This is a genomic window from Lachnoclostridium sp. An138 (assembly GCF_002160765.1).
Taxonomy (GTDB): Bacteria; Bacillota; Clostridia; order Lachnospirales; family Lachnospiraceae; genus Laedolimicola; species Laedolimicola faecalis.
Window position 1 is genome coordinate 32,677 of record NZ_NFLF01000014.1, and the last position, 17,829, is coordinate 50,505.

The 17,829-nt window shown below is 52.9% G+C and carries 15 protein-coding genes; 12 read left to right on the top strand and 3 right to left on the bottom strand.

The genetic code is table 11. The features are described 5' to 3' along the window. Nucleotides 1-5: 5 nt before the first annotated feature. From recD2 to B5E82_RS12135, 12 genes are all read left to right on the top strand, one after another. Nucleotides 6-2,330, top strand: a complete 2,325-nt coding sequence (recD2, locus tag B5E82_RS12080) for an SF1B family DNA helicase RecD2 (protein ID WP_242966317.1) — start codon at nucleotides 6-8, stop codon at nucleotides 2,328-2,330. Then, the gene (locus tag B5E82_RS12085; protein ID WP_087307791.1) at nucleotides 2,251-2,985 is read left to right on the top strand and encodes a ComF family protein; all 735 of its coding nucleotides are present in this window, start codon (nucleotides 2,251-2,253) and stop codon (nucleotides 2,983-2,985) included. Before recD2 ends, B5E82_RS12085 begins: the two co-directional genes overlap by 80 nt. A gap of 81 nt (nucleotides 2,986-3,066) precedes the next feature. Beyond that, a complete protein-coding gene (locus B5E82_RS12090) occupies nucleotides 3,067-3,522 on the top strand; it encodes a hypothetical protein (RefSeq protein ID WP_087307793.1) in 456 nt (151 codons plus the stop codon). Beyond that, on the top strand, nucleotides 3,500-4,519 hold the full coding sequence (locus B5E82_RS12095) for a hypothetical protein (protein ID WP_206415701.1): 1,020 nt from the start codon (nucleotides 3,500-3,502) through the stop codon (nucleotides 4,517-4,519). Before B5E82_RS12090 ends, B5E82_RS12095 begins: the two co-directional genes overlap by 23 nt. A 44-nt stretch (nucleotides 4,520-4,563) precedes the next feature. Next, nucleotides 4,564-5,451, top strand: coding sequence for a diadenylate cyclase CdaA (gene cdaA / locus B5E82_RS12100; RefSeq protein ID WP_087307795.1), 888 nt, complete (start codon nucleotides 4,564-4,566; stop codon nucleotides 5,449-5,451). Then, nucleotides 5,429-6,985: a CdaR family protein gene (locus tag B5E82_RS12105; protein WP_087307796.1), complete on the top strand. Its 1,557-nt coding sequence runs from the start codon at nucleotides 5,429-5,431 to the stop codon at nucleotides 6,983-6,985. Before cdaA ends, B5E82_RS12105 begins: the two co-directional genes overlap by 23 nt. 35 nt (nucleotides 6,986-7,020) lie before the next feature. Then, nucleotides 7,021-7,284 (top strand): HPr family phosphocarrier protein, encoded by a 264-nt coding sequence (locus B5E82_RS12110; RefSeq protein WP_087307798.1) that lies wholly within the window; start codon nucleotides 7,021-7,023, stop codon nucleotides 7,282-7,284. After that, entirely contained in the window at nucleotides 7,277-9,985 is a 2,709-nt protein-coding gene (locus B5E82_RS12115) for a DUF2142 domain-containing protein (RefSeq protein WP_162610769.1), read from the top strand. Before B5E82_RS12110 ends, B5E82_RS12115 begins: the two co-directional genes overlap by 8 nt. Before the next feature lie 91 nt (nucleotides 9,986-10,076). Next, complete coding sequence (locus B5E82_RS12120) at nucleotides 10,077-11,609, top strand: lipopolysaccharide biosynthesis protein (protein ID WP_087307802.1); 1,533 nt, start codon at nucleotides 10,077-10,079, stop codon at nucleotides 11,607-11,609. A 13-nt stretch (nucleotides 11,610-11,622) separates the two neighbouring features. Further along, nucleotides 11,623-12,762, top strand: a complete 1,140-nt coding sequence (locus B5E82_RS12125; protein WP_087307803.1) for a glycosyltransferase family 2 protein — start codon at nucleotides 11,623-11,625, stop codon at nucleotides 12,760-12,762. Nucleotides 12,763-12,769: 7 nt separating this feature from the next. Then, nucleotides 12,770-13,756, top strand: a complete 987-nt coding sequence (locus B5E82_RS12130; RefSeq protein ID WP_087307805.1) for a glycosyltransferase family 2 protein — start codon at nucleotides 12,770-12,772, stop codon at nucleotides 13,754-13,756. Next, a complete protein-coding gene (locus B5E82_RS12135; protein ID WP_087307806.1) occupies nucleotides 13,743-14,861 on the top strand; it encodes a glycosyltransferase family 2 protein in 1,119 nt (372 codons plus the stop codon). Before B5E82_RS12130 ends, B5E82_RS12135 begins: the two co-directional genes overlap by 14 nt. A gap of 129 nt (nucleotides 14,862-14,990) precedes the next feature. On the opposite strand, the gene B5E82_RS12140 is transcribed toward B5E82_RS12135, so the two are convergent. Genes B5E82_RS12140 through B5E82_RS12150 form a run of 3 tightly spaced genes read right to left on the bottom strand, consistent with a single transcriptional unit; the run spans nucleotide 14,991 to nucleotide 17,815 of the window. After that, entirely contained in the window at nucleotides 14,991-15,788 is a 798-nt protein-coding gene (locus B5E82_RS12140; RefSeq protein ID WP_087307808.1) for an ABC transporter ATP-binding protein, read from the bottom strand. Nucleotides 15,789-15,790: 2 nt separating this feature from the next. Next, entirely contained in the window at nucleotides 15,791-16,699 is a 909-nt protein-coding gene (locus B5E82_RS12145; protein ID WP_087307809.1) for an ABC transporter permease, read from the bottom strand. Nucleotides 16,700-16,738: 39 nt separating this feature from the next. Then, nucleotides 16,739-17,815 carry an ABC transporter substrate-binding protein gene (locus B5E82_RS12150; RefSeq protein WP_330398362.1) on the bottom strand — a complete coding sequence of 359 codons (1,077 nt, stop codon included), beginning with the start codon at nucleotides 17,813-17,815 and terminating at the stop codon, nucleotides 16,739-16,741. Nucleotides 17,816-17,829 lie beyond the last annotated feature (14 nt).

The following is a 17,829-nucleotide window of genomic DNA, read 5'->3' on the forward strand; positions in this document are numbered from 1 at the left end:
GGGGCATGACAGAGGAGTATCTGTCATGCCGTTTTTATAGGTGTACGATGAAACTGGAAGGCTATGTGGAGCATATTATTTATCGAAATACGGACAATGGCTATTCTGTGCTGAATCTGGTATCGGATGAAGAGGAGATTACCGTGGTGGGAATCTTCCATTACATAAGCGAAGGAGAATTCCTGGAGCTGGAAGGGGAGTATACGGAACATCCTCTGTACGGACAGCAGTTTCATATGGAACGGTTTGAGGAGAAGACTCCGAAGGACGCCATGGCCATAGAGCGCTATCTGGGGAGTGGAGCCATTAAGGGGATCGGGGCCGCTCTGGCAGCCCGCATCGTCCGCCGGTTCGGGGCCCGGACCCTTGACATTATGGAACGGGAGCCGGAGCGCCTTGCGGAGATCAAGGGGATCAGCGAGCGGAAGGCCCGGGAGATCGCGGAGCAGATGGAGGAAAAGAGAGATCTGCGCCAGGCCATGATGTTTCTTCAGGAATATGGAATTTCCATGAATCTGGCGGTGAAGATCTACCAGCAGTACGGTCAGGAAATCTACCATACTATAAAAGAAAATCCTTACCGGCTGGCGGACGACATTGCCGGCGTAGGCTTCCGGACTGCGGATGAGATCGCGAAAAAAGCGGGAATCCGTGAGGATTCTGATTTCCGGATTCGGAGCGGGATTCTCTATACGCTGCTTGCCGCTTCCGGGGAGGGGCATACCTGCCTGCCGGAGGATCTGCTGCTGTCGCGGACCGTTCAGCTTCTGGGAGTCCCTTCCGGGCCGGTGGAGAGGCATCTGTCGGACCTGAGTATGGACCGGAAGCTGGTGCGGAAGCTGCTTCCGGACGGAAACGGAGAAGAGAAACCCTTTGTGTACGGGGCGGCTGCCTATTACGCGGAGCTCAGCGTGGCTGTGATGCTCTGCCGGCTGAACCTTTCCCTGGAGACATCGGACACGGAGATTGACACCAGACTGCACCGGATTTCGCGGCAGTCAGAGATTGAACTGGACGAGCATCAGAAGGAAGCGGTATCCGAGGCTGTAAAAAACGGCGTCATGATTCTGACGGGAGGCCCCGGAACGGGAAAGACCACCACCATCAATGCGATCATCCGGTATTTCGAGGCGGAGGATCTGGAAATCCTTCTGGCGGCGCCTACCGGCAGGGCCGCAAAGCGTATGACGGAGGCCACAGGCTGCCAGGCGCGGACCATCCACCGGATGCTGGAACTGTCAGGCGGACCGGACAGCCTGGCCGGAAAGGCTGTCTTTGCGAAGAATGAGGACAATCCGCTGGAAGCGGACGTGATCATCATCGATGAGATGTCCATGGTAGATCTTTATCTGATGCAGGCGCTGCTGAAAGCGGTTGTGCCGGGAACCAGACTGATTCTGGTGGGAGACGTGAACCAGCTTCCCAGCGTGGGACCGGGCAGTGTGCTTCAGGATCTGATCCGATCCGGGGCTTTTCCGGTGGTGCGTCTGACCAGAATCTTCCGCCAGGCGGCGGAGAGCGATATCATTGTAAACGCACATAAGATAAACCGGGGAGAGCGGGTGCTTTTGGACAATAAGAGCCGTGATTTCTTCTTCCTGGAGCGGCAGGACCCGAATGTGATTCTGAGAGTGGTTCTGGCGCTGGTGCAGGAGAAGATGCCCCGTTATGTACATGCTCAGATTTCAGATATTCAGGTACTGACGCCTATGCGCAAGGGAGCGCTGGGGGTGGAAAATCTGAACCGGGTGCTGCAGCGCTATCTGAATCCTGAAGCGCCGGATAAGCCGGAGATTCCTTTTGGGCATGGTTCTTCCGAAAAGGAAAGTCCGGAGAATGGAAAAGGCGTTCTGCGGCTGGGTGACAAGGTCATGCAGATCCGCAACAATTATCAGCTGGAATGGGAGGTCCGTAACCGCTTTGGAATCGCGGTGGACAGAGGACTTGGCGTATTCAACGGCGATATGGGGATCGTCCGGGCTATCAATGCCTTTGCGGAAGAAGTTACCGTGGAATTTGACGAGGGCCGTATGGTCTCCTACTCCTTTAAACAGCTCGACGAGCTGGAGCTGGCCTATGCGATCACGGTACACAAATCCCAGGGAAGCGAATACCCGGCGGTGGTCATTCCGCTGCTGTCGGGGCCGCGCCCTCTGATGAACCGGAATCTTCTATATACGGCCGTGACACGGGCCAGATCCTGTGTGACGCTGGTGGGAAGCGCGGGAACCTTCCAGGCAATGGTGGACAATGGAACAGAACAGAAAAGGTATACAGGCCTCTGCGAGGCTGTCAAATCTTATCTTTCCTCGCAGGTGCCCGATTTGTGACGGCCTGACCGGTTCCCACAGGATACTGATCTGCGGGGACTGCGGGAAAAGGCTGAAGACGGTGGCGGAGCCGGCCTGCAAGAAGTGTGGGAAGCCTTTGGAAGCGGAGGAGATCGAATACTGCGGCGACTGCAGCCGGAGAAAGCACGCGTACATAAGGGGAAAGGCTGTCTTTCCCTACGACGGCCTGATGCGCGCCTCCATCGCCCGGTTTAAATACAGGAACCGGCGGGAATACGCGGATTTTTACGCGGCGGAGCTGGTAAAAAGCTGCGGGGACGCGGCGCGCGCATGGGAGGCCGACGCTCTGATTCCCATTCCGCTCCACAGGAGCAGAAGGAGAAAAAGGGGCTTCAACCAGGCGGAGCTGGTGGCCCGGAAGGCCGGGAAAATGCTGGGAATTCCGGTGGAGACCGGTGTGCTTTTGAGGACGAAAAAGACCAGTCCCCAGAAGGAACTGAACGATACCCAGAGAAGGGCAAATCTCAAAAATGCTTTTCAAGTCCGTCAAAATGATGTAAGATTAAGAAAGGTGATTCTGGTAGATGACATATATACGACAGGCAGCACCATAGACGCTGCCGCTGCCGCGCTGCTGGAACACGGAGTGGAAAAAGTGTATTTTTTGGCCATTTGCATTGGAAGAGGCTTTTAAATATGCCCGAGACATGTTATACTGAAATTTGAAAGATCAAATCTTCCGCGGTTCGCCGGGGAAAATACAAGTGAGGTACACATGGTAAACGAAGAAAAGGTCAGACTTATGGCGAAAGCCGCTTCTTTTGAAGCAGGAGAAGGGAAGCAGGCCCTGTCCATGAACCGGTTTTTCCGGGGAGACTATATCAGTCTCCGGCTGATTGGGGCATGGATATCTTTCACGGCAGCCTTCTGCCTGTGCGTGGGGCTGTGGGCTTTCTATAGAATGGAATACCTGATGAGCAATATCAACAGGCTGGATCTTCCGGCCATGGGCAGAGGACTGGCTGTCCTCTACTTAAGCCTGCTGGGAATCTTTCTGGTGATTCATTATGCGGTTTATTACAACCGTTATCAGCAGAACCGCAGGAGACTGGCGGCTTACAATCATATTCTGAAGCAGCTGTCGCATATTTATCAGACAGAGTCCAGAAGCGGCGGCAGCGGACTTACATCAGAAGGAGCGGAAGAAGATGAAGACTTTACTGGAATATAGAGAAAAGATGAAACTGTTTCTGGGGAAATATGATATTTATATTTTCCCGGTTCTGAAATTTGCCCTTGCGCTGATTGTCTTCCTTGTCATCAATGCAAATGTAGGCTTTATGAGCAGACTGACAAACCCGGGAATCGCGCTGGTGCTTGCGCTGATTTGTTCCTTCCTGCCGCTGAATATAACGGTGGTGTTCGGAGCGATCCTGATTCTGATACACATGTACGCGCTTTCGCTGGAGGCTTTTGCGATTACCTTCGTACTGTTCGCGCTGATGTTTCTGCTGTTTTTCCGGACAGCGCCCAGATACGGATATCTTCTGATTGTGACGCCTCTGGCTTTTTGCCTGGGGATTCCCTATCTGATTCCTCTCGCCATGGGGCTTGCGGCTACGCCGGTGGCGGCTGTTCCCGCGGCCTGCGGCACGATTATCTATTATCTGCTGCATTATGTGCATCTGAACACAACCATTCTGGGAAATACGGATGCCAGCTCCATGACAGAGCGGATCACCTCTCTGCTGGATAACGCGGTAAATAATAAAGAGATGCTTCTGACCGTCGCGGCCTTTACGCTGACGCTGATCATCGTCTATGTGATCCGCAGAATGTCGGTGGACTATGCCTGGACGATTGCGATTGTGGCAGGTACGGTGGCGGATATTGTGGTGCTGCTCTTTGGCAGCCTGGCGCTCGACATCTCCGCCCGGATTGCGGCGGTCCTTGTGGGCAGCCTGATATCTGCGGCGCTGGCCCTCCTGCTTCAGATAACCGTGTTTAATCTGGATTATTCGCGGACGGAGTATGTGCAGTTTGAGGATGATGAATATTATTACTATGTAAAAGCAGTTCCCAAGATTACGATTGCAGTTCCTGAGAAGACCGTGAAAAAGATCAACCCTCAGAGAAAGACGGCTGCGGTCCGGAAGAAAGAAAAACAGGGGAAAAGACCGGCCGGAAGACCGGCGTCAGGGAAATCGGCTGACAGACAGGCAAGATAGAACGTCGCGGCGCAGACAAGAACGGACGGAAAGGAAGGGGCATAATGACAAATTCCATTTCTGAAGTGATAACTGAATTACTTGACACTTACCGTATGGTGAACATCCGTGTTACAGATGTGGTGGAGATCATTATCCTGGCCTTTCTGATATACGAGATCATGGTATGGATTAAGAAGACACGCGCGTGGGTGCTTCTGAAAGGCTTCGGCGTGCTTCTGGTCTTCATTTTTATCGCCATTCTCTTTGATATGAACACCATCCTCTGGCTGGCCAGAAATGTATTCAGTCTGGGTATTACGGCGCTGGTGATTGTGTTCCAGCCGGAGCTCCGAAAGGCGCTGGAGCAGCTGGGACAGCAGAACATTATCAGTTCTATTTTCAGCTTTGACAGCTCAAAGGAAGGAGAAGCCCGGTTCAGCGATAAGACGGTCAACGAGATCGTGAAGGCCGTGTTTGAAATGGCCAAGGTCAAGACGGGCGCCCTGATCGTCATAGAGAAAAAGACGCCGCTCAATGAGTACGAGCGGACTGGAATTACACTGGATTCTGTATTGACAAGCCAGCTTATCATCAATATATTTGAGAAAAACACACCGCTGCACGACGGCGCTGTCATCGTCCGGGGAGACCGGATTGTCTCGGCCACCTGTTATCTCCCCCTGTCGGATAACCTGTTCCTGAGCAAGGAGCTGGGGACCCGGCACAGAGCGGCTGTGGGAATCAGCGAGGTGACGGATTCCCTGACGATAGTGGTGTCCGAGGAGACAGGCGCCGTGTCTACAGCCTCCCAGGGAGAGCTGAAAAGGAATCTGACGCAGGAGGAGCTGAGAGCGCAGCTGACAGAGGCGCAGGATAAGACAAAGGATACAGGAAGATTCAGGCTCTGGAAAGGACGGGTGAAGAAGCATGAAAAAGCTGCTGACAAATAACCTGGGACTGAAGCTTCTGTCTATTGTCGCTGCGGCAATGCTTTGGCTTGTTGTTCTGTATATTGAAGATCCTGTCATGTACGCGGATTTTTCTCCGATACAGGTAACCATATTGAATGAGAACGTGATTACCGATCAGGGAAAGGTCTATCAGATCGAGGACAACAGTGATGTGATCAGTGTCCGGGTAAGAGCGCACAGATCCGTTCTGGAGAAGCTTTCGACGGATGACTTTACGGCTACGGCCGATATGGAAAAGAATCTGAAATACGGCAATCTGGTGGGAATTGAAGTGACCTGCCGTAATACAAAGATCGAGTCCACGAATATTACCAAGAGCCGGGAAAATGTGGTGCTCAATGTAGAGGACGCTTCTACGGAGCAGTTTAACGTGGTGGTAGTGGAAGAGTCCAGTCCGCCTGACGGCTATATGGTGGGTACGACTGTTCCGGAACAGAGCATGATTGAGATCAGCGGTCCCTCATCTGTGGTATCGAAGATCCGGCGGGTGGAAGCGGTTCTGAATGCGTCGGGACTTACCACGGACGGCACGGTGCACTGTGAGCTGAGAGTCGTAGACGGAAACAATGATATCATAAGCGGCACGGATCTGGCGACGCTGGAGTTTACCGGAAAGACGGAAGGAATCAATGTGTCTGTCACCATGCTCCGGACCAAGACAGTTCCGCTGCGGGTGGAATATTCGGGTACGCCTGATGCGGGCTACAGTTTCAGTTCCATCTCCTATAAGCCGGAGAATATCGAGATAGCGGGTACCGCAGAGAGTATCGCGGATGTAACGGAGATTGTGATACCGGGTGAAGCGGTGAATATAGACGGCATCACGGAGAATCTTCAGACGACGGTGGATATTACCCCGTATCTGCCGGAGGGAATCCGGCTCAAAGACAGTACGGAGGCTTCTATCGCGGTCGTTGTGGAGATCGAAAGAAAACAGGGAATGACGGTAGAGATACCCGTTTCCGATATCGGCCTCCAGAATGTCCCCAGGGGCTATGAGGTTGATTTTGGAGATCTGGAGAGCGTCGAGCTGATTGTGATGGGAACCAGTGAGGACTTGAACAATCTGAACGTTGACGAAATAGCCGTCTCACTGGATTTGGATCAATATTCCAGAGCCGGAACCTACACAGCTACGCTGCAGGTGACGCTTCCGGATGATGTATACAGTCTGATGGAAGATGTGCAGGTAGACTTTGAGCTTGTGCGGGGCACGGGAAATAGCAATGCCAATAATAGCACAAATGAAGATACGGCCGGCGGCAGCACGGGAGGACAGACAGATACTTCCGGCTCCGCTTCCGATGAGGAAGAAGAGGAGACAGGAACCGGCAGCGGAACAGGAACCGGAACCGGAGGAAGCTCCTCCGGATCTGAAAGTTCCGGAAGCGGCACAGGCGGGAACAGTTCTTCCGACAGTACAGAGGGAGGAAGTTCTTCCGGCGGTACAGGCGGAAGCTCATCTTCAGGAAGCGGGAGTTCAGGGAACACCGCGTCCGGAGAAGCACGATAATACAGGAACAGAATGAGAAAACGGAGGTATGCGGCATGGTAAGTCAGAAAGTAGTCATTCAAAATCCAACGGGGCTGCATTTGAGGCCGGCAGGTATTCTCTGCAAGACGGCGATGCAGTTCAAATCATCCATTACCTTTACCTTTGACAGAACAACGGCGAATGCCAAGAGCGTATTGAGCGTCCTTGGAGCCTGCGTCAAGTCGGGTGATGAGATCGAGATAAAATGCGACGGCGTGGATGAGCAGGAGGCACTGACCGCTATGGTAGATGCCGTGGAGAATGGACTTGGTGAATAAGAAAAAATGGGCGATAGGGTATGCGGTACTCTGCATACTCTATTTCGTCGTGTCTGTGGCGGTTCCCCATGACCGGCTTGAGTCCCGGGGATTGGAAGGAATCGGAAAACCGACCTTAAAACTGAAGACAGAAGAGATAACTGACGGAACGGAACTGCGATTTGAGTATCTTTCAGAGGAACAGGCGCTCAGCCAGCTTTCTTTTTATTTTACGGCAGATGAGGAAATCCTGAGTCAGGGAGAAATTCTGATTGAGGCCTATGATACGCAGACAGAGGAGCTTCTGGGCTCTGAAACTTACGATGTGGCAGATCTGGGCGCGGAAGCGTTCTGGGGCGTCACGTTCACAGAGGAACCGGTAAACCGGGAGATTACGGTGGTGATCACCGGGAAAGACGTGGAAAAGGGTCCGTATGTCTGGCTGAATACGGAGGCGCAGACCAGCGGAAGTTCATATGAGAACGGTGAGAAGCTGGAGCAGAACCTGATTTATAACGCTGTGTACCGGATGCAGGTACATTATATCAGACAGCCGCTGCTGACCACGGCCATGCTTGCGGTACTTGGCGGCATGTTTTTTCTGCTGGCAGGCAGAAAAGCTGAGAATACAGGCGGGACAGAAATCCGGGACAGGGAAACAGGGGATTTTGTCCGCGCGAAAGGAGCGGCGGGAAGATTCCGGAATCTCGGTATCTGGCTTCAGAGCTTTTATAAGAAATACCGGAAGCTTCTGGGACTGGGATTGCTCATGCTGATAGTGGCTCTTATATTTTACTATGTATATGACGTACAGATTCGGGAAGCCATGAACAGCACTCATCGGGAAGTGGTTATGAGAGACAACGGAGAACTGCTTCCGGTGACGGCGGACAGCCGGGAAATGGTTCAGTATTATACCACGGAAGAGGACGAGCTGGTCGGCCTCGGAATCCGTATGGATCTGAGCGAAGATTTTGCCGGACAGGGCACTGTGCACGCGGAGGTCCGGGACGTGACGGACGCGGAAGAAGGCGTGCTGCTCTGCGCGGCGGATGTGGATGCTTCCACGCTGCTGGACGGCCAGTATATGGGGCTGATTTTTGACAGTTCCCAAAGCGGCATCAAAGGGCACACCTATGAGATCCGCCTGGAATTTTCGGATGAGCTTCTGGATTCCGGCCTGTCGGTGATCGTGACGCCGGCCGGCTATTACGGGGAGAATCCCCTGTATGTGAATGGGGAAGAGAGTGAAAACAGGCTGAGCATGAATGCGCACACCTATTTTAACCTTTTCCTGAAGCGGTACTTTTTTGCCATGTTCCTGTTTGCGGAATTTATGGCGGCGGGCTTTTATTACCTGGCATTCCTGCGCCGCTGCAGAATCGAGAAGGTCTTTGTTTTTACGATTCTGTGCCTGGGTGTGATCTATAATTTTGTGCTGACGCCTTACATGACGCCGGATGAGTCCTATCACATTGATATGTCGTACCGGCATTCCAATACACTCCTGGGAATTGAGTCTGCGGGAGAAAATAAGTGTTACAAGCGGCAGGACGATACGGAGCTGGAATTTACCTCTTCTCCCAGCCTGGAAAATTATAAAATCATCTACGATGGCCTGTTCTCCATGGCAGAGAATGACACATTAGTGGAAGCAGAGGCCACCTCTACTACAGAGGCGCCAATGATTATTTACCTGCCTGCGGTCCTGGGCATGACGCTTGCCAGACTGCTGCATCTGGGGACAGTGCCCATGCTGCTTCTGGGCCGGTGGTTCAGCCTGCTGGGCTTTACGATATTGACTTATTTCGGAATGAAGAAGCTTCCCTTTGGGAAGACAGCGCTGTTTCTGCTGGCGGTTCTGCCGATGAACCTTCAGCAGTGTACTTCTTTTTCCTATGACGCGGTGATTACAGGAGTAAGTTTCCTGTATATCTGCTGGTGTGTGTCGCTGGCCTTTGGGGAAAAGCAGGTAAAAGCGACGGATATGCTGGGGCTTGGTATTCTCGGCATCATTCTGGTTTATGGAAAAAGCGGCGTGTATCTGCCACTGGCCCTTTTAATCTTCCTGATACCGGCGGCACGGTTTGGAGGAAAGCGGGTGAGAAATCTCTGCGTGCTGGGGCTTTTCCTTCTGCCTGTGCTGTGTTTCCTGAATCAGAACACAGCTACGGTAAGTTATATTGCCACTACCACGGAAGCTACGGCCACGGTGGGGTCGTCTACGACGGCGGGATATACCATCGGCTATTTCCTCTCCCAGCCTCTGGAGCTTGTCCGGATGCTGGCCAATACCCTCAGCGATAAGATTGCTTTTTACCTGGAATCACTGGTGGGGCAGAAGATGGGATGGGTTGAGATCGATATTTCCGAGGTCATTTCCATGCTGTTCTGGCTGCTTCTGATCCTGGCCTCTCTGAAGACAAAAGAGGAGCCCATGTATATCAGGACAGGGCAGAAATGGTGGATTGTCTTTGTGTGCGCAGTCTGCGCCGGGCTTATTCTGGCGGGAATGCTGCTGACCTGGACGCCCCGGGGCTATGTGTCCATCGAAGGCGTGCAGGGACGGTATTTTATTCCGCTTATGCCGGCTCTTCTGCTGGTCCTGCGCAATCCGCGCCTTACCTGGGATCGATGCGCCCAGCGGGGGCTTATATACGCCGGTTTTATCGGCCAGATTCTTACGGTAATGTACCTGATCAAGGGCGTGCTGGTGCTGTAGAAAAAGCCGGACAGGAGAAAGAGCCAGGTCTCTCTGAGAACGGAGAGTATCCGGAAAGAATGAATACTGACATTCGTATCAGGAGAAAATTATGAATAAAAAACGAGTCGCAATCAATATGACGGCCCAGCTTATGGCGTTTGCGGTGAGCATGATTCTGGGCTTTGTGCTGGTGCCTGTCATAGAGGCCATGATCCCTAACGCCTATGGGTTTACGGATATCGCAAACCGGTTCGTCTCGGCAGCCCAGATTGTGGTGTCTGCGCTGAATACCATGGCAAGCCGGTTTATTACCATCCGGATTCACCGAAATGAAAAGGAAGAAGCAGGACAGTATTTTTCCTCAGTCTTTTTTGCAAATGTGATTATGGCAGCGGTTTTTATGATTCCGGCGCTGTTTGTGATTGTATATCTGGGGCGGATCTTCCAGATACCGGCGGGCGCGAGCCTTCCGGATATTCAGATGCTGTTCTTTTTCATCTTCCTTAACTTTACGATCAGCATCATTACCTCGGTCTTCAGTGTTGCCTGCTACAGTAAGGACAGGCTGGAACTGAGTTCTGTTTCCACGATTCTGGGCGAAGTTGTCCGGCTGACGGTTTTGGCTGTCTGCTATATCTGCTTCCGTCCGTATCTGTTTTACGTAGGCTGCGCTTCTGTGGCTTCCACGGTGGTGCAGGCGGCTGCAAATATGATTTTTACCAGAAAGCTGCTGCCTGAAATGAAGCTGAAGATCCGGGATTTCCGATGGAAAAAAGTAGGTGAGCTGGTATCTCTGGGAGCCTGGAATTCCGTAACGCGGCTGGGACAGCTTCTGCTGGACGGGCTGAACACTTCCATTGCGAATATTATGATCAGTGCGGCTGCCATGACGACGGTATCCATTTCCAACCAGGTGCCTACCGTAATTTCCAATCTGATGGGCACGATTGCAGGCGTCTTCAATCCGCAGATGACCATTGCCTACGCCAGGGAAGATAAAAATCAGCTGCTGGATATCATTGCCAGCGCTGATCGGATTATGATTTTTATTATCAGCATTCCGATTGCTTTTATGACGGTTTTTGGGAAAAGCTTTTTTGCGCTCTGGGTTCCCACCCAGGACGCGGATGCCGTGTATATCCTGGCTATGCTGAATGTGGGTACCCTTTTTGTCAGCGCCAGTATTCAGGTTCTGTATCATGTGTTTCTGATCACCAAGCGGGTCAAGCTGAATTCTGTGGTGATTGTGCTCAGCGGAGCTCTGACGGTAGCTACGGTGTTCGTGCTGCTGAAAACCACGAACCTGGGAATGTACGCAATCGTGGGAGCCAGCACCGTCTACGGCGTGCTGCGGAATCTGATTTTTACGCCGTTATACGCGGCGAAGTGCCTGAAAGTGAAATGGCATACCTTTTATGGAGATATTGTGCTGGGCCTGGTGTCCATCGGCGTAATCTGCCTTGTGGCGCTTCCTTTTGAGCTGCTGGTTGACATTAACAGCTGGGTCCGGTTGTTTGCCGTGGGAATTGCCGCAGGAATTCTCGCGCTGCTGGTAAACTTTTTTGTGGTGCTGCGAAAGACGGAACGCCAGATGGTGCTTGAGATGGTGAAGAAAAAAATCGCCCGGCGTCAGGATACGTGAAAGGAGCAGGGGCATGATAAGCGTGATAGTACCAGTATATAACAGGAAAGAGACTCTTGGCCGCTGTGTGCAGAGTCTCCGGAGCCAGACCTATGAGGAGCTGGAAATTATTCTGGTGGACGATGGCTCTACGGATGGTTCCGGAGCCTTGTGTACAGAGCTGTCCAAAGAAGACGTCCGGATTCGGGTCATACGCAAGGAGAATGGAGGCGTGTCTTCCGCGCGCAACGCAGGGATTGAAGCGGCAAAGGGAGACTATCTCATGTTCGCGGACAGCGACGACTATGTGGAACCTGATATGGCGGAAAAGATGCTGAAAGGCATCGGGGACGATGATATTGCCATCTGCGGTTTTCATCATCATTATCAGGGAAGAGATATCATCCGGATACCGGATGTGCCTGGACACAGCGGGGAAGAGAATTTCCTTGCTCTTTACGGACAGGGATTTCTGAATATGCCCTGGAACAAGCTGTACCGGCGTAAACTGGCAGGAAAATTCAATGAAGACTTAAGCCTGGGAGAGGATTTGCTGTTTAATCTGGACTATCTGCAGCGGGTGGATGGGATCTCGGTTGTAAAGGAAGCCCTCTGCCACTATATGCAGGATGACACCGGAGTAAGCCTTTCGTCACAGAAGCGGGCGGACCGCCTGGATCTGGCAAAACGGATCTGGAAAGAAACGCATTCTTTTTACCGGGAGCTGTCCGGCCACGAGGATGAGAGCGGCATTATCAATGCCAGGCTGATTCAGGATGTGCTGGACGCGGTGGAGGCCCTGCCTTTTGATCGGGAAAAGACGAAGCGGGAAAAGCTGGATGTGATTGACGGCTACTGCCGTGACACTGAGCTTTCCAGAGCGGCAGAAAGCGTCGCGCTGAAAGCTGCCGATTATAAGGTGATCCATTTCTGTATGCGCAAAGGGTGGAAACGGCTGGCCTATGATCTCTGCGCTCTGAGGGCTGCTCTGGTACGCGGCAGACAGGCGGCAGCGGAGAAAAAGCAGGAAGAAACGGAGCCGGAGAAGACTCGCGGAGAGGAAAAGCCGGAAGCAATGGAGCCGGAGGAGACTCGCGGAGAGAAAAAAACGGAAGCAATGGAGCCGGGGGAGAACCGGGAAAACGGTCGGATTCAGGAGCAGGGAGAGCAGTAAAAGGGTTATGGATAAGAACAGGGAAGATCTGATTTCCGTTATTATACCGGTTTACCGGGTAGAGGAATATCTGCGGCGCTGTGTGGATTCCGTGCTGGCCCAGAGCTATTCCCATATGGAAGTGATTCTGGTGGACGACGGATCGCCGGACGGCTGTCCGGCAATCTGCGACGCCTATGGGGAAGCAGACAGCCGGGTGAAGGTCATACATCAGGAGAACGCAGGTCTGTCAGGAGCCCGCAATACAGGCATAGAGGCGGCGGAGGGAAGCTATCTGGCCTTTGTGGACTCGGATGATTATCTGGCCCCGGAGTTTCTGGAGCGGCTGCACCGAGCCTGTGTGGAGACGGACAGTGATTTGAGCATGTGCCGCTGGGAATATGTGAAAGGAGAGGCGGTGCCGGAACGGGGAAGCGGAAGAACAGAGACCTATACAGGCCGGGAGATGCTGGCCAATCTGTATGTTCCGGACGGCGCCTACTTTGTAGTGGCTTGGAACAAACTGTACCGGCGGGAGCTATTTGAAAAGATCCGGTACCCGCTGGGACGGATACATGAAGATGAGGCCACTACCTATCGCATTTTTGATCAGGTAAAGCGGGCAGCTTTTGTCGATTCCTCTCTTTATGGATATTTTGTCACCCCTGTCAGTATCACGAGAGGGTTTAATCCAAAGCGCATGGACTGGGTGACATCAGTGGCAGAGCGCATGGACTTTTTTGAAAAAAAGGGATACCGGGAGCTGATGGTGCCCGGACTGAAGAGCTTTGCGGACGGAGCCATCGATATCTATTTCGGCCTCCGAGATTTCCTTCCGGAAAGCAGAGAGCAGCAGGAGAGAATACGCTCTTATGTACGGCAGGGGCTGAAACGGGTGCGTTCTTACGGAAGATTTCCCCTGCGCACAGAGATTGGCTACCGCCTTTTTCTGGCATGTCCGGGAATCTACCGAAAGCTTTTGAATCGGGTGAAGAGTGAGAATGGAAAACAGTAATCAGGAAAGTACAGAAGAAAAGAAGACAGGCAGGAAAGAGGAAAACTGCAGGCTCAGCGTCATTGTTCCTGTCTATAATGTGGAGCAGTATCTGGAACGCTGTGTGGACAGTATTCTGGCGCAGACAGAGAAAGATATGGAAATTATTCTGGTGGACGACGGTTCCACAGACAGCTCCGGCGCCCTCTGTGATGCTTACGCGTCCCGATATGAGCAGATTCAGGTGCGCCATAAGGAGAACGGAGGACTGACTTCCGCCTGGAAGGCGGGACTGGAGCTGGCGTCCGGAAAGTACACAGGTTTTGTGGACAGTGACGACTGGATTGATCCGGATATGTATGGGCGGATGATTGCCCTGGCGGAGCGGGAGCAGGCGGACGTGACGGTCTGCGGCCTGGTGTTTGATTTTGAGGACCCCCAGATTCCCAAACGGGAAGAAATTTCGAATTTCAGAAAGGAGGTCTATAACCGGAGAGAGCTGGAGAACCTCTTTCCTACGCTTATCAACGACGGCTATTTCTTTGGAAGAACTCTGCAGCCGGCCCGCGTGACAAAGCTGTTCCGCACGGAGCTTCTTCGGGCAAATGTAAAATACTGTGATGACAGAGTGGCTGTGGGAGAGGATATGCAGCTCACTTTTCCGGTGATTCTGGATACCAGGAAACTCTGTGTGGTGCAGAATTTCTATCCCTATCACTATTGGATTAATAACAAATCCATAACTGGAAAATATGACAGCGGATATATGGATAAGGTACGTCTGCTGAACAGCCGTCTTCTGGAAATCAGCCGGGAGAAGAATGTCTATGACTTCGGGCCCCAGCTTCGCAACGATTTCCTGAGCATGGCAGTTCTGGCAGTGAAGAATGAGATCTATCGGAATTATAAGGCGGGCCGCAGGACAGTAACGGCTCATGTGCGGGCGATCTGCGAAGATCCCCAGGTTCAGGAGGCAATAGAGCATCATACCATGGATAAGCTGTCCACGTCCATCCAGCTGTATATCTGGCTGATGAAGCATGGACATTATACACTCTGCTACTGGCTGGTACTGATATTCTTCAAGGTAAATTATTATCTGGGAAGAGAGTATAAAAGACAGTGAGCCGGTGAGGCGCCCGCCGGGAAAGCGGGCATGAAAAACAGAGCGGCTGACAAAAGAAAACCGCTGTGGCGGAAGGAAACAGATTGTGAAAATCTGATTTTCCATCCGCCCAGCGGTTTTTTGACTGATTCAGGACAAAAGAATCCGGTCGTTGTCCAGCGCGTGTCCGGCGCCTTCCTTAAAACGGGCAAGCAGGTGCTCCACAGACATGGAACGGCGTTCTTCTCCGCCCACATCCAGCACGATGTTTCCATCTGCCATCATCAGCGTCCGGTTGCCCAGCTCCAGAGCCTGCTTCATATTGTGGGTAATCATGAGGCAGGTGATATTCTTTTTGGCGACGATATCTTTGGTCAGCTCCAGCACCTTTTCCGCTGTGGCCGGGTCCAGGGCAGCCGTATGCTCGTCAAGCAGCAGAAGCTTTGGCGGCACCAGTGTGGCCATCAGAAGAGTCAGAGCCTGCCGCTGGCCTCCGGAGAGAAGGCCCACCGGCTGCTTCATGCGGTCCTCCAGGCCCATATGGAGCAGGGAGAGGCGTTCCCGGAAAAGCGCCTTGTCTTTTCTGGAAATTCGGGCAAAGGGAGCGCTTCCCTTGGTAGAGCGAAGATACGCCAGGGCAAGATTTTCCTCAATGGTCATGCCGGGAGCGGTTCCCTTTAAGGGGTCTTGAAACAGGCGGCCGATCATGCGGCTGCGCTGGTACTCCGGAAGGAAGGTCAGATTCGTTCCGTCCAGCAGGATGGAGCCTTCATCCACGTAAAACACGCCTGCGACAGCGTTGAACAGTGTGGATTTGCCGGCCCCGTTGGAACCGATAATGGTTACGAAATCACCCGGGTCCAGATGAAGAGAGAGGCCGGAAAGCGCTTTTTTCGCATTGACCGTTCCTGGGTTAAAGGTTTTGGAGATAGAACGAATATCCAGCACGGTTATCTCCCTCCTTTCTGGCGGGCTGCCATTTTCCGTTTCTGAAAAGCGGCCCAGCTTTTGATAGTCGGAAACGCGATGGCCAGAGCTACGATAACGGCAGTGGCCAGACGCAGTCCCTGTACCGGCATGATTTTGGTATAAAGCACAATCGCGTAGATAAAGCGGTAAATGATGGAACCGATGACAGCGGCGATGGCCCCTTTAAGCACGCTGCGCCTTCCAAGGACAGTCTCACCGATGATCAGGCAGGCCAGGCCGATAACCACGATACCTGTACCGCCATTGATGTCGGCTGTGTTCTGGTATTGTCCCACCATGGCTCCGGAAAGAGCGGTGAGAGCATTGGAGATACACAGTCCCACAGTAATGGTGAATGTAGGGTTGATGGAGGAAGCCCGCACCATATCAATATTATCTCCCGTAGCGCGGATAGACAGGCCCAGCCTGGTGCCCAGAAAGAGTACCAGCAGCGCGCCTGCCAGAATCGTGACGAAACCGGCAAGCAGGGCTTCATGCCACTGGCCGCCAAGCCCGGTGTCCTCGAACAGGGAGAAGATGGTGTCCACCCGCAGGAGGCTTACATTTGCGCTCCAGCCCATTACCATCAGGTTAATGGTGTAGAGGCCCATGTTGGTTACGATGCCGGCCAGGATGGAGGGCACGCCCAGACGGGTCTGCAGAAATGCCGTTACGAAACCGGCGCACATCCCCGCAAGCATGGCTGCGGGGATGGCGAGAAACGGATGGCCGGCTGCCGCCAGCGTTACGGAGACGGCAGTGCCCAGGACGAAGCATCCATCCGTGGTCATATCGGCGATGTTCAGGATTCGGAAGCTCAGGAACAGGGCCATGGGAATCAGCGCGTACAGGAATCCCAGTTCCAGAGCAGTCTGTAAAATGTATAACACGGGAACATTACCTCCGGAAATTCATTGTAGGTCAGAGTTTTACTCTTCTGTAGTCTGTACCTCGACGACTTCACCCATATCGGAGAATACAGAGTAATCAATTCCGAGCGTCTCAGCCGTCTCTGTATTTACGGTGATGATGCCGCCATCTGACAGATAGTAGTCATCGAGACCATCCATGCCTTCCGTGATGGCTGTATAAGCCAGGTCGGCGGTGTCGGTTCCGAGAGTCGTATAGTTTACGCCGCAGGTGGCAAAAGCGCCATTGCGGACAAAGGAATCAGCGCCGGTATAATGGGGAATTCCAGCCTCGGCCAGATCCTGGTAGATGGCAAGTTCTGCGGCCATGATCACATTGTCGGTAGGAGTGAAGATGGCGTCTACGCCGTCCGCGATCAGGATAGAAGCGGCGGAAATGACCTCGTCATTGGTGTTCGCTGTCTGCTCGGTGTAGGAGATCCCCTTTTCATCCAGGTATGCCTTTGCGTCCGCGATGGGCTTTGCGGAGTTGGTCTCTGACAGGGAGTAGAGAAGTCCCACATTCTGCACCTCCGGGTCCGCGGCAAGCATCATATCCAGGATGAGCTCTGTATTCAGGGCATCGCTGGTTCCGGTTACATTGTCGATGCCGGTCATCTCAGCGGCTTCCGGATCAGAGATGGCTGCGTATACCACAGGAGTCTGGGTATCTTCCGCGCACACAGTCATGACCTGCGCGGCAAGTGTAGCTACCGGGATGATGGCGTCCACGCCGTCTGCGATGGCCTGATCGCCGAGCTGCTTCAGCGTCGTCTGGTCATTCTGGCCGGAGTATATCTCATAATTGATAGTTACGTTATTTTCTGCTGCGATGGCATCCAGTTCCGCGGCAACGGCGTTTGCGATCTCATCCAGAGACGCGTGGTCCATCTGCTTTACGATAGCGATATTGTATTCTGCGGCATCGCCGGAGGCGGTATCTGCGGTCTCTGCTTCAGAAGCGCTGTCGGCGTCTTCTGCCGCTTCGGTGGCAGTATCATCAGAAGAGGATGTTCCTCCGGAGCAGCCGATCAGGGAAAGGGAAAGCGCAGCCGCCAAGCCAAGTGCCATCAGTTTCTTCAGGTTTTTCATTTTCATAACGTCATTCTCCA